Genomic DNA, 12,738 nt, shown 5'->3' on the forward strand with positions numbered 1-12,738 from the left:
CTTCGGGTGAGCAAAGATGCGTATTTGTCGGACCTGGTCGTCCAGGGTGGGCTTTGGGGGCTGGAGCTCACGGACGGCGGTCGTGTCCGGCTGAGGCGGGTGGGCTTCAGCGGGCAGGTGACGGGAGCGGTGCGTGTGGCGGCGGGGCGGCTGGACGTGGAGGACAGTCGGTTTGAGGCGGCGCCTGCGACCACGGTGGGGGTGCTGCTCGAAAGTGGGCGCGCCCCGTCTCCGGAGGGTGGCGAGCCATCGTCACCGCGAGACGCCTCGTTCACGCCCGAGGTGCTGTCGAACACGGACGGCGCCGAGCGCGCCCACCACGACAGCGAAGCTGGCACGGGCGCTGGAGCGCGGCAGGGAGGCCCGAGGCAGTCCGGAGTCACCGTAGAGGCCCACATCCGCGCGAGCACCTTCACCGGCCCCTACCGTCGTGCCGTGCGGCTGCGCGGCGCGGACGTGCGGGCCACGTTGGAGGCCCTCCAGTTCACGGGTGCCGCGACAGCAGTGGGCGTGGATGGCGCGTACGCCGAGGTGCGGCGCTCCACCGCGGAAGGTGGGCAGGCGGCGGCCTTCTCGGTGATGGACGGCACCCTCATCCTGGATGAGGTCTCCGTGATGGGGCACGAGTACGGCGTGTCCTCCATGCGAGCACGCAGGCTTGATGTGCACCGCTTCACGTCGGTGCGGGCCACTCGGGCTGGAATGGGACTGTTGGTGTCGCGCGCCCGGCTTCGAGACATCGTGATTCGGGACAGCGGCGCCTATGGAGGGCTTCAGTTCTCGGGCGGGGACCTGGACGTCCAGGGCGTTCGGGTGGACGGCGCCGCCGAGTACGGGGTGATGGCGCTGCGCGGGAAGCTGCGGCTCCGCGACGTGGACATCCGCCGGGTGCACACGGCCGACGGTGTCACCGGGGATGGCCTGCACCTGCGTCAGGTCGAAGCGGACGTGGAGGGCGTCGTGGTGCGCGATGCGCAGGGCGCGTGTGTCCTCGCGGCTCAGAATGCCCGCGTGTCACTGCGGGGCGCGAAGCTGGAGACCTGCGGGTACGTGGGCCTGCTGACGGACACCCTGGCGCGCATGAACGCCGCCAACGTGGACATTCAAGGGGCGGCGACGGCGCTGGGCGCTCTGGGAAACGGCGAACTGCGCGTGGAATCCCTCTCCGCGAGTGGCCTGGAGTCGGGGTTCATCCATGCGGAGTGCGAGGGCACCACGCAGGTGCACTTGAAGGAATTCCGCTCCGAGGACACGCGAGGCCTGTCGGCGCGGTGTGTCCACGCCAGTCCGAAGTGAAGTGGCACGGCAACAGGCGTTGCTCCCGCCTGATGGCTGCTCAGGGGACGGAGCGCTCCGGCGAGCGAGGCGCCTCTTCCACCTGTTCGGGGGCTGGGTCGGTGATGGCGGCGGGCAGGGCGGAGGCATGTCGCTCCAGCCACTCGCGGATGACAGGGTAGACCTCCGACGGCGCGCCGGTGCCGAAGATGAGGTCCCCATGTCCGTAGTCCATCTTGTCACCGTGGTCCGTGCCGAAGATGTGCAGCGTGCGGTCGGGCGCGGTGGCGAGCGCGAACTGCGACTCCACGTTGGCCGGCGTGGCCAGCCGGTCCGAGCTGCCGCCCATGACGAGCAGCGGAAGCTGGAGCTGCGCGATGCCGGCGCGCCAGTCCTTCGCGTGGTCGAAGGAGCGGAACACGTCGTGCTCAATCCAGTCCTGGAACTGGAGCAGCACCTTGCGGCTCATTGACGACATCATGTTCGCGTAGACCTGCCGCTGGATGCGGGGGGGGATGTGCTCGGGGTTCACCAGCAGGTCCGACAGGGGCAGGGTGACGTATCCCAGGAAGGGCGCGAGGCTTGCGCTCATCCACTCCTGCCGGAAGCGTGCGGGCCAGGCGGCGCGGACGCCCATGGAGATGAGGGTACGCAGGAAGGGCTCCGACTTGAAGTGCACGGGCGCGCCCAGCGTGAGCAACCCCGCAAGCTTCTCCCCGTGCGGGCCTTGGCCGACGCCGTAGCCCACCAGCCCGCCCAGGGAATGGCCGAGCCAGAAGGCGCGTTTCGCACCCGTCTCCTTCAACGCCAGCTCCAACAGCGCGGGGCCGTCCTGGACGATGTGGTCGTCGATGGTGAAGTCCGTGTACCTCCGGCCTCGAGGCGGCTGGCGTGAGTGCCCGGTGCCGCGCCACTCGACGCTGAAGCAATCGAAACCCGCTTCGGTCAGGTAGTGCGCGACGGAGTAGGGGGGCTCGAAGTCGAAGGTGAACCGGTTCGCCGCGAGCCCGTGGCACAGCAGCACGGGCTCCTCGAATCGGCGCACGGTCGCGCGCCGCGCGTGAATCACCAGCTCCCAACCGTCCTCGCAGCGGGCGCGGAGGACCTGGGGCAACTCCGCCCTGGGTCGGTACCATCGCCGCACGGCCACGACCCAAAGGACGTTCCAAAGAACGAGGGCGATTCCAGCGACCAGTACCCACACCACCCACCGCGAAGCGTCCATGCATCCTCCTTCTCAAAAATAAAACCCTGCTAAGGTCGGTTCACCCGCCGTCCTGCCGCCGGGAAGTCACGGCCATCAGAGGAAGTCGAGGGAATGATGAAGTTGCGGAAACTGATGTTCGTGCTGCCGAATCTCTTCACCGTCACGTCCATTTTCTGCGGCTTCTACGCCATCACCTTGTGCACAGGGGACGCCGAACCGGTGCAGCTGTATCAGGCGGCCCTGGCCATCTTCTTCGCCATGTTCTTCGACGGCTTCGATGGCCGGGTGGCCCGGCTGACGAAGACGCAGAGCGACTTCGGCGTGCAGCTCGACAGCCTGGCGGACGTCATCTCCTTCGGGGCGGCGCCCTCCCTCCTGGTGTACAAGTGGGCGCTTGAGCCCCTGGGCTTCGTGGGGCTGTTCATCGCGTTCTCGTTCGCGGCCTGTGGCGCATTGCGGCTGGCGCGCTTCAACGTGCTGGCGGCGCGCAACCCGCACGGAGGTGGTGGCAGCTTCTTCGTGGGCCTGCCCATCCCCGTGGCGGCCGGCATGCTGGTCTCCGTCATCATCTCCCACCACGCGGCGACGCAGGGGGAGCCCCTGGCCGACGGCGCCTTGGTGCCCATGGCGGTGGCGGTGGCGGGACTCTCCCTGCTGATGGTGTCGACGGTGCGCTACCGCACCTTCAAGGACACGCGGCCCAACCGGAAGAGCGCCCTGGCCTTCATGCTCGTGGTGGTGGGCGGCACGGTCATCGCGACCCAGTTGCACCCGGCCTGGGTGCTGGTGGCGTGCTGCGGCGCCTACCTCGCGCTGGGGCTGGTGGAGTCGGCGATGCTGGTTCGCAGCCGGCTGGTTGCTCGCAAGGTGGCGGACCCCTGCGCGGTGGCCGCGGTCGCTGTGGCCACGGTCATCGACGACGAGGAAGAAGAGGACACGGAGTCCACCCAGGGCAACGACGGGCCCGCGTACCTCTGACCTGGAGGCCGCTGTTTCCCGCCCGGCCCCCTTCCAGACCAGGGGGCGTTGCGGCTGGGGGGCGCTTCGGTCCGTGCCCAGTCGCCCGGCTGCCGCTAGGATGCGCGGCCCATGCGCGTCGAGCTGCTGTGCACCGGTGACGAGCTCGTCACCGGCCTCATTACGGACACGAACAGCACGTACCTGGAGGCCCGCCTCTTTGACCTTGGCGTTAAGGTGGAGCGCGTGGTCCTGGTGGGAGACGTGCGGCCGGACATCACCCAGGCGCTGAAGGAAGCCGCTTCGCGTGCGGACGTGGTGGTGGTGTCGGGAGGACTGGGTCCCACGTCGGACGACTTCACCCTCGAATGCGCCGCGGAGGCCGCGGGGGTGCCGCTGGAGGAGGATGCCCAGGTCCTCGACTGGCTGCGCCAGCGCTACGCCGCGCGAGGCCTGTCGCCCAACCCAAGCGCACTGCGCATGGCCCGCGTCCCTCGAGGCTCCGAGCCCGTGAGGAACCCCGAGGGCTCCGCGCCGCTCGTCTTGATGACGCTGGGAGGCGCCCAGGTGTTCTTCCTTCCGGGGGTGCCCCGTGAGTTCAAGGCGCTCCTGGAAGGCGAGGTGCTGCCGCGGATCCGCGCCACGCTGGACGCACGCCCCGAGCGCACCTACCGGGCCTTCCGGCTGTTGCGCACGGTGGGCATCCCGGAGTCGGAGCTCGACCTGGCGGTCGCGCCCATGGGCCCCCGGCATCCCCGCATCGTGTTCGGCTTCCGGACCCATGCACCCGAAAACCACCTGAAGCTGATGGCGGAGGCCCCCTCGCAAGCGGAGGCGGATGCCGCGCTCGCCGCCGTGGAGGTGGAGTGCCGTCAGCTGCTGGGCACGAAGCTCTTCGGTGTGGACTCGGAGGCGTACGCCGCGGTGGTCCTCGAAACGCTTCGTCGGGCGGGTGCCACCCTGGCGGTGGCGGAGAGCTGCACCGGTGGCCTCATCGCCCAGCAGCTCACGGCCGTGCCGGGTTCCAGCGAGGTCTTCATCGGCGGCGCGGTGGTGTATTCGGAGAAGATGAAATCCGCATGGGTGGGCGTCCCTCCCGGCGTGCTCGCACGACACACGGCTGTCTCGCGCGAGACGGCCGAGGCCATGGCGGAGGGCGTGCGCGCTGCTTGCGGCACGACCCATGGCTTGTCGGTGACGGGATACGCGGGCCCGGGTGGCGGCACGCGGGAGGACCCGGTCGGCACTGTGTACTGCGCGCTGTCGGCGCCTGGCGTGCCCACCCGCTGTGAGCGCATCTCTGTCACCGGCGATCGAGATCGCGTGCGCCTGTTCGCCGCTTCCCACACGCTTGAAATGCTGCGGCAGCACCTGCTCGCCGCGTCCGCTACCCCATGAGCCGTTCCAAGTCCAAGCGCCCCCGTCCGTCCTCCTCCGAACCGGGAGCTTCCGAACCGGTCGCGTCAGGAGCGCCCGCTGTCGCGCCCGTCGCTCCGCAGCAGGATGCGGGGCCCGCGGCCGCCAGTGCGCCAGTCCCTTCCTCCGAGCCTGAAGCCGCCTCGCCTTCGGTGTCACCCGAGCCCGCGTCCTCACCGGGTACCCCCATGTCGGGAGGACTGCCGCTGAACGTCACGCGCGTGTGGCTGTCCGCCTACCGCGTGGAGGTGGCGCTGTTCGTGGTCGCCTTCGTGGTGCTCGCCAGCTTCAGCTCCCAGCGCTTCCTGCGCCAGAGCGCCGCGCCTCACTTCGTCTACCAGGCCCAGGCGTGGCTGGAGGGGCGGCTGGACGTGGACCCGCAGGTGCTGCCCAACATGGAGGATTGGGCCTGCGTCCGCATGGTGAACGGCGACAAGGTCCGTTGCACCGGGCGCCCGCTCCCAACGGACCGCTGGTTCGTGAGCTTCCCGTCCTTCCCCGCGGTGGCGATGTTGCCCTTCGTCGCACTGCACGGCTATCAGTTCAATGACACCTCGTTCGGCGTCGTCGTCGGTGCGTTGGCGGTGGCGCTCTTCTTCTCGCTGTTGCGCTTCCTGGCGAAGGAAGGGGAGACGGAGCGCAACCGCAACGAGAACGTGGCCCTGGCGCTCATCCTCGCCTTCGGCACCCTGTTCTTCTACTGCGCCATCCGAGGAGAGGTCTGGTTCAGCGCCGAGGTGATGGGCGTGGCGCTCACCTGTCTCTACGTTCGCAACGCCGTCCGGGCGCATCGCCCGCTGCTGGCGGGCCTGTTCTTCTCCATGGCGACGCTCACGCGGACGCCCTTGCTCTTCACGGGGCTCTTCTTCGTGCTGGAGGCGCTGTGTCCCGGGCCGGAACCTCGTCTGGCGCAGCTCAAGGCCCTGGCGCGGAACTGGAAGCCCGCCGCGAAGAAGCTGGGCCTCTTCACGTTGGGCGCCGCGCCGTTGGCGGCGCTCGCGGCCGCCTACAACGTCTACCGCTACGGCCGGCTGAGCGAGTTCGGGCACGCATACCTCTTCAACAACCGCGTCAACGTGGACATCGACCGCACGGGGCTCTTCAATTGGGAGTACCTGCCACGAAACCTGGAGGCGGCCTTCTTCAAGCTGCCCTCGGTGTCCTTGTCGCCGTTGAAGCTGGGATATGACCCGCACGGGCTGACGCTGCTGCTGACGCTGCCGCTGCTCGTCTTCCTGTTGGTACCGAAGACGCGCCCGCGCCTGCATTGGCCGGTGTGGCTCACCGTGGCGGTGTGCGCGCTGCCCGGGCTCTTCTACCAGAACACCGGTTACATGCAGTTCGGCTTCCGGTTCAGCCTCGACTACACGCCCTACCTGCTCCTGCTCTTCGCATTGGGTGGCTGGTCCCTGCGGAGTCGGGCGGTGCTGGCCGCGGTGGCGCTTGGCGTGCTGGTGAACTTCTGGGGAGCCGTGGCCTTCCGCGGCTACACGGAACTTGTCCGGAACTGGTAGTGCCTCACGTTTCATGGGCTTGAAACCTTCGCGCTCCACGCGCAGATGAGAGACGTCATGCAACCACCCACTGGACAGCCGCCTCCCGGCAAGCGCTGGCACACCCGTGAGGACAGCGGCATCCGCCTCGACGCCAGGATGCGCTGGTGGCACGACGACGAGCCCATCCTCCATCCCAAGATCATCGAACTCTTCAACGCCTCGCTCGTGCTGGACGAAGCGGGCCGCTACCAGCTCCGCATTGGCAACGACTGGTGCTTCATCCAGGTGGAAGGCGCCGCCTACGAGGTCCGGACCGTGGACGTCACTCCCAACGAGCGGGTGTCCGTGCGCCTGAGTGATCGCACTGCGGAGGCGCTGGACGTCGCCAGCCTGCATCTGGACGCGGACGGCGTGCTGTCCTGCCGCGTGAAGCAGGGGCGGGCCCAGGCGCGTCTCTCCCGCGACGCGCAGTACCAGCTCGGGCTGCTCCTGGAGGAGGGGCCCGACGGCGGGCTCGTGCTGAGTGTCGGTCAGCGCAAGCTCGCCGTCCCTGTCGCCCTGGACGCGTTGGCGTCCTCCGTCTAGGCGGCCGCGACCTCCACCGGTGCAGTCGGGGAAGGCAGGGCGGAGGTCCCCGTGAGCTCCTTGCCCAGCGCTTCCAGCACGTCGGGGTGTTCGCGCAGCCACTCGGCGGCGCGCTCCCGTCCCTGGCCGATGCGCTCTCCCCGCAGGCTGAAGTGGCTGCCCGACTTCTCGATGAGGCCCGTGGCCACTCCGAGGTCGAGCACTTCCCCCACGCGGTGGATGCCGCTGCCATACATGAGGTCGAACTCGGCTTCCTGGAAGGGCGGGGCGACCTTGTTCTTCACCACCTTCACTCGCGCCTTCGAGCCCACCACGGCGTCTCCGTCCTTGATGTTGCCCGTGCGGCGAATCTCCATGCGCACGGAGGCGTAGAACTTCAGCGCATTGCCGCCGGTGGTGGTTTCCGGATTGCCGAACATCACGCCAATCTTCATGCGAATCTGGTTGATGAAGATGATGCACGTGCCCGACCGGCTCACCGCGCCCGTCAACTTGCGCAGCGCCTGACTCATCAGCCTCGCCTGGACGCCCATGTGCGCGTCTCCCATCTCCCCTTCGATTTCGGCCCGTGGCACCAGGGCCGCCACGGAGTCGACGACGATGAGGTCCACCGCGCCGGAGCGCACCAGGTGCTCCGTGATTTCCAGCGCCTGTTCGCCGGTGTCGGGCTGCGACACGAGCAACTCCTCCACTCGGACGCCCAGCTTTCGTGCATAGGACACGTCCAGCGCGTGCTCCGCGTCGATGAAGGCCGCCACGCCTCCCGCTGCCTGCACCTGGGCAATCGCGTGCAGGGTGAGCGTCGTCTTGCCCGAGGACTCGTTCCCGAAGACCTCCACCACACGGCCCCTCGGGTAGCCGCCCACGCCCAGCGCGCGGTCCACTCCCACCGAGCCGGAGGGGATGACGGCCACCTTCTGCTCGCGCGCCTCTCCGCCCAACGTCATCACCGAGCCTCGTCCGAACTGCTTCTCGATGCTCGCCACCGCCGCCGCCACCGCCTTCAGCTTCTCCGCCAGCTTGCTCATCGCGTCTGCCACTCCCTCGCCGCCCTTGCTGTGTTGGATGCCGCGTCCAGGGACGCCGTCATGGCGCCACCAGCGCAGCGGACAGACAGGAAAGCAACCCCTGTGCCGCCCGCTCCCCCCTGAGAGATGAGCGTCGAGGTGTCCAGGTGCGTGGCTGTGTGTCCGGTAGCGTGGAGTGTGCGCGCGCCGTTCCGGCAGTCGCATGAGAAACAAGTATGGGAGCCCACGCATGGCGGCATGGCGGATGGTGCTTTGCGTTGAAGATGAGCTGGGCAGGCATGAACTTCCCTGCGTGAGCCCGAAATCAAAGCGCGAAGACGTGCCCCATGTGGTCATCCTCGGCGGTGGTTTTGCCGGCCTCTATGCCGCCCGCCATCTCTACAAGGCACCCGTGCGTGTCACGATGGTGGACCGGCAGAATCATCACCTGTTCCAGCCCCTGCTCTATCAGGTGGCCACGGCGACGCTGAGTCCCAGTGAGATTGCGGCGCCGCTCCGCGCGGTGCTGGGGCAGCACCAGGTGGCGGTGGTGCTGGCGGAAGTGACGGGCGTGGATACCGCCGGCAAGCGGGTGCTGCTCACCGATGGAGAGCTGAGGTACGACTACCTCGTCATCGCCACGGGAGCCACGCACTCCTACTTCGGCAATGACGCCTGGGCTCAGTTCGCCCCTGGCCTGAAGTCCATTGAGGACGCGGTGGAGATTCGCCGGCGGATCCTGGTGGCCTTCGAGCTGGCGGAGCGGGAGACGGACCCGGAGATTCGTCGCTCGCTGCTCAACTTCGTCATCATCGGCGCGGGCCCCACGGGTGTAGAGCTCGCGGGCTCGTTGGCGGAAATCAGCCGGCATTCGCTTTCAGGGGACTTCCGGAACATCGACCCGCGCGATGCGCGCATCATCCTCATCGAGGGTGTGGACAGGGTCCTGCCTGTCTATCCGGATGACCTGTCACAGAAGGCCTGCCGCACGCTCGAGAAGCTGGGGGTGGAGGTTCGCACGGGGGCTCGGGTCACCAACATCACCGAGCAAGGCGTCTTCATTGGCAAGGAGTTCATCCCCGCGCGGACGGTGTTGTGGGCCGCGGGCGTGGCGGCATCGCCCGTGGCCAGGTCGCTGGGCGTCGAACTCGACCGGGCCGGGCGCGTGCTCGTGACGCCCGAGCTGACCGTGCCAGGTCACGATGAAGTCTTCGTCGTTGGCGACCTGGCCTCACTCAATGATGCGGAGGGCAAGCCGGTGCCAGGCCTTGCTCCCGCGGCCATGCAGGAAGGCAAGCACGCCGCCCACAACATCCGCTGCCAGTTGCAGGGCAAGCCGATGGAGCCCTTCTCCTACTGGGACCGTGGCTCCTACGCGGTGATTGGCCGTGGCCACGCCGTGGGCATCGCCTTCCGTCGCTTCAAGCAGGCGGGCTTCGGTGCCTGGATGGCCTGGCTGTTCATCCACATCACCTTCCTCATCGGCTTCCGCAGCAGGCTGGCGGTGCTGCTCAACTGGGCCTACTCGTACCTGACGTTTGGCAAGTCGGCGCGCATCATCACCGGCCCTTCGCCTCGCTTGGATCGGCTCCAGTCCACCCACGCCTCGCCGGTGGGCGGAGAGACCCCGTCCATCCCGGAGCCCCGCTTCCAGACGACGGCGTCTCACGCGGAGCCCGCGACGCACTGATGCACTGCCGCGCGCGGCAGTCCTCAGCCATCCAGGTCCTCCAGCGGGCTGGCCCTGCCGGAGGGGCCGGTGTTCCGCCAGGCGGCGGCGTCTGGCGGAGGGGCAGGGCGGGCGCCGTGAAGCTTGCCTTGCATCGCCCCGCGTCGGTCCAGCATGCGGCAGTTGATGGCGAGCTGCATGTCGGACTGCTCGATGCGCTCGTGTCCCTCGAGGTCTGCCCGCGTGAGCGCCAGCTTCATGAGGCGGTCATGGGCTCGCGCGGACAGGCCGAACATCCGCACCGCCTGCTGCAGCATGTGCTCGGCCCGTTCGCTCATGTCGCAGTACCGGCGCAGCAGGTGCGCGGGAAGCTGGGCGTTGCAGTGGATTCCCGGCTCATCGCGATAGCGGGCGCGTTGACGCTCGCGCGCGACTTGGGCGCGCTCGCGGTAATAGCGGCTCGAGGGCTCCTGGACCGTCGAGCGGGCCATGTGGTGATACTCCACCGGGCGCGTCTGCAGGCTGATGTCGATGCGGTCCAACAGGGGCCCGCTGACGCGCGTCATGTAGTCGAAGACGCGCTGCTCGCCGCACGTGCAGGGGCGGTTGGGGACGTTGTAGTAGCCGCAGGGGCAGGGGTTCATCGCGGCCACCAACATCACCCGGCAGGGATAGGTGATGTTCTGGTTGGCGCGTGCCAGGTGGATGACGCCTTCCTCCATGGGCTGGCGCAGCACTTCCAGCACGTTCTTCCGGAACTCCGGAAGCTCATCGAGGAAGAGCACGCCATTGTGCGCCAACGAGAGTTCGCCGGGCCTCGCCGAGAGGCCACCTCCCACCAGCCCCGCGTCGGAGAGGGTGTGGTGCGGCGCGCGGAAGGGGCGCTCGCGCATCAAGGCGTGGTCTTCGCCCAGCAACCCCAGCACCGAGTAGACCTTCGTCACCTCCATGGCCTCGGTGAACGTCATCTCCGGCAAGATGCCGGGCAGGCGCCGCGCCAGCATCGTCTTCCCCGAGCCCGGTGGCCCGGACATCAGGACGTTGTGGCCCCCCGCCGCGGCGATTTCGAGGGCGATTTTCAGGTCTGCCTGTCCGCGCACATCGGACATGTCAGGCGCTTGTCCCGTTGGTGCCAGGAGCCTGGGCTCACGCTGCCGCGTATAGGGCGTGATGCTGCAAACCCCCGTCAGGTGCTCCACCGCCTCCCGCAGGGTCTTCACGGGAAAGACGTGCAGTCCTTCGACGAGCGCCGCCTCGGCCGCGTTGGCCCAGGGCACCATGACGCCTTCAAAGCCGCCGTTGAGCGCCGCCACCGCCAACGGAAGCACCCCTTTGATGGGGCGGAGCGTGCCGTCCAGGGACAGCTCGCCCCCGAAGAGAAGCCGTCCCAGGGGGGCTTCGTCCATCAGCTTCGCGGCGGCCAGGACGCCCAATGCGATGGGCAGCTCGAACGCCGCGCCTTCCTTCTTTAAATCCGCGGGCGCCAGATTCACGGTGATTCGCTTCTGGGGAAGCTCGAAGCCCGTGTTCTTCAGCGCGGAGATGACGCGGACTTTCGATTCCCGGACCGCTCCCTCCGCCTGCCCCACGACGTTGAAGTAGGGGAGGCCGAGCGCCATGTCGACCTCACACTCCACCACCACCACGTCGATACCCATCAACGCCCCCGACCGCACCCTCGCCAGCATGTCCCGTCCTCTCGCCGTGCCGCGCGGAGTCCTTCAGCAATGCTCGTACCGAGTCCCACCCCGGGCATCGGCTCGCGCGCGCCAATCCACGGCAGCGGATGCCCATCTCAGCCTCGGGAGGCGGAGTTTCAGTCTCGTGGTATTTGTGAAGCCAGGACTAGCCATGCCCTGACGAGTCCGGTAGCGTTTCACCCACCTTGGGGGACGCAATGGGGGCAGAGGCTGCAGTGGAATCGGGGGTCGTTCGTCAGCGCCGGCAGGTTCGCATCCGCAGGGCGGACATCAAACGTGGCCAACGGATGAAGGTGGCGTTCGGCGTGTTCCGCTTCTGCCTCTACGGCATGGTGGGGCTCAGCGCCGAAATCTTCTTCTACAACCTGGTGCGGATTGCCCAGCACGTGCCGCTGCTGGAGGCGCTCTTCCGCTTCCAATGGCGCGTGGATGACCGGTTGGGGCTCAACGCCATCTGGGACACGCCCATCGCCACGGCGTACGGGCAGTGCTCGCTGTGGATGTTCGTCATCTACGGCGTGGCGTGCTTCTGCTTCATCGAGCCGCTCTACCGCTGGATGTTGTACCAGCACACGGGCTTGCGCGCCGCCGTGTACGGAGTGGTCATCCTGCTCTTCGAGGGCTTCTCCGGCGTCATGCTGGAGCGGCTCACGGGGTACCGCATCTGGTACTACGCGGATGCCGGCGCCATTCTCTGGCAGATGACCTCGCTCTACATCCTGCCCATCTGGATGGTGACGGGCTTGCTGGCGGAGTTCATCTACAGGGAGCTGATGGACCCCGACCTGCTGGCGGCCTTGGAGTCTCCGCTGCCCGCCACGCCGGAAGAGACCGAAGCCTCGCTCCAGTTGATTCGGTAGACGCAGGCGTGGCCGTCGTAGCCGGACATCTCGATGACGATGTCTTGCGCGCCGGCCACCCGCAGCCCCGCGTGGATGATGCCCGCGGTAAAGGCAGGGTAGGGGCCTACCTCGTTCATCCAGAGTTCGAACTGGGTGGGCCCCAGCTCACGCAGCTTGGATTCCGTGTAGTTGTTGCCAGCCCGGAAGTTCTGCGTAGCCCGCATCAGCGTCCTGCGGGGTCCCAGCACGCGAAGCAATGAGAGCACGGCGCGGCCCAGCATCGTCTCGCGGAAGCCTTCGATATAGGACTCGCCCAGCTTCCAGGTGCCCTGCTCGAGCGGGAGTTGGGGAAAGAGCTCCTCCGAGGTGATGCGGAGGAACGTCATCCACGCGTCGAAGGCGTAGGCCGGCCGGAGCTTCTGGTCCACATCAAGCCCTGCCTGCCGCAGGCGCGCCTTGCACTCAGGCGTCAGACGCCCGTGCAGCGCTCGCAGGAACAGGGCTTCGATGGTCTGCTCGAAAATGAGAAGCTCGTCGGCCATGAGGAGTGAACTCTAGCCGACGAGCTTCTCGATGTGAACCAC

Annotated in this window: 11 protein-coding genes; 7 read left to right on the forward strand and 4 right to left on the reverse strand. The window is 67.9% G+C overall.

Features of this window, described 5'->3' with window-relative positions; genetic code table 11:
* Window positions 1-1,296 (forward strand): hypothetical protein (locus HV824_RS24445; RefSeq protein ID WP_176424358.1); only part of this gene is annotated, 1,296 nt, incomplete at its 5' end.
* 40 nt (window positions 1,297-1,336) lie between these two features.
* On the opposite strand, the gene HV824_RS24450 is transcribed toward HV824_RS24445, so the two are convergent.
* Entirely contained in the window at window positions 1,337-2,500 is a 1,164-nt protein-coding gene (locus tag HV824_RS24450) for an alpha/beta fold hydrolase (RefSeq protein ID WP_176424359.1), read from the reverse strand.
* Window positions 2,501-2,593: 93 nt separating this feature from the next.
* Between HV824_RS24450 and pssA the strand changes: the two genes are divergently transcribed.
* The 4 genes from pssA (at window position 2,594) to HV824_RS24470 (ending at window position 6,936) form a co-directional block, all read left to right on the forward strand.
* A complete protein-coding gene (gene pssA / locus HV824_RS24455) occupies window positions 2,594-3,460 on the forward strand; it encodes a CDP-diacylglycerol--serine O-phosphatidyltransferase (protein WP_176416114.1) in 867 nt (288 codons plus the stop codon).
* Window positions 3,461-3,571: 111 nt separating this feature from the next.
* A complete protein-coding gene (locus HV824_RS24460; RefSeq protein ID WP_176416115.1) occupies window positions 3,572-4,837 on the forward strand; it encodes a CinA family nicotinamide mononucleotide deamidase-related protein in 1,266 nt (421 codons plus the stop codon).
* The gene (locus HV824_RS24465) at window positions 4,834-6,369 is read left to right on the forward strand and encodes a hypothetical protein (RefSeq protein ID WP_176416116.1); all 1,536 of its coding nucleotides are present in this window, start codon (window positions 4,834-4,836) and stop codon (window positions 6,367-6,369) included. Before HV824_RS24460 ends, HV824_RS24465 begins: the two co-directional genes overlap by 4 nt.
* A 57-nt stretch (window positions 6,370-6,426) precedes the next feature.
* A complete protein-coding gene (locus HV824_RS24470; protein ID WP_176416117.1) occupies window positions 6,427-6,936 on the forward strand; it encodes a DUF1285 domain-containing protein in 510 nt (169 codons plus the stop codon).
* Here the strand turns inward: HV824_RS24470 and recA are convergent.
* Window positions 6,933-7,964 (reverse strand): recombinase RecA, encoded by a 1,032-nt coding sequence (recA, locus tag HV824_RS24475; protein WP_176416118.1) that lies wholly within the window; start codon window positions 7,962-7,964, stop codon window positions 6,933-6,935. The genes HV824_RS24470 and recA overlap by 4 nt on opposite strands.
* A gap of 292 nt (window positions 7,965-8,256) precedes the next feature.
* Here recA and HV824_RS24480 point away from each other — a divergent pair, with 292 nt between their 5' ends.
* The gene (locus HV824_RS24480) at window positions 8,257-9,633 is read left to right on the forward strand and encodes an NAD(P)/FAD-dependent oxidoreductase (RefSeq protein ID WP_176416119.1); all 1,377 of its coding nucleotides are present in this window, start codon (window positions 8,257-8,259) and stop codon (window positions 9,631-9,633) included.
* A 23-nt stretch (window positions 9,634-9,656) separates the two neighbouring features.
* Here the strand turns inward: HV824_RS24480 and HV824_RS24485 are convergent, their stop codons facing one another.
* Window positions 9,657-11,300 carry a YifB family Mg chelatase-like AAA ATPase gene (locus HV824_RS24485; RefSeq protein WP_176424360.1) on the reverse strand — a complete coding sequence of 548 codons (1,644 nt, stop codon included), beginning with the start codon at window positions 11,298-11,300 and terminating at the stop codon, window positions 9,657-9,659.
* 197 nt (window positions 11,301-11,497) lie between these two features.
* Here HV824_RS24485 and HV824_RS24490 point away from each other — a divergent pair, with 197 nt between their 5' ends.
* A complete protein-coding gene (locus HV824_RS24490; RefSeq protein WP_176409492.1) occupies window positions 11,498-12,172 on the forward strand; it encodes a hypothetical protein in 675 nt (224 codons plus the stop codon).
* Here HV824_RS24490 and HV824_RS24495 read toward each other — a convergent pair.
* Complete coding sequence (locus HV824_RS24495; RefSeq protein ID WP_163781006.1) at window positions 12,073-12,696, reverse strand: DUF2378 family protein; 624 nt, start codon at window positions 12,694-12,696, stop codon at window positions 12,073-12,075. The genes HV824_RS24490 and HV824_RS24495 overlap by 100 nt on opposite strands.
* Between the last annotated feature and the right edge of the window lie 42 nt (window positions 12,697-12,738).

Source organism: Myxococcus sp. AM009, from assembly GCF_013372605.1.
Taxonomy (GTDB): domain Bacteria; phylum Myxococcota; class Myxococcia; order Myxococcales; family Myxococcaceae; genus Myxococcus; species Myxococcus vastator.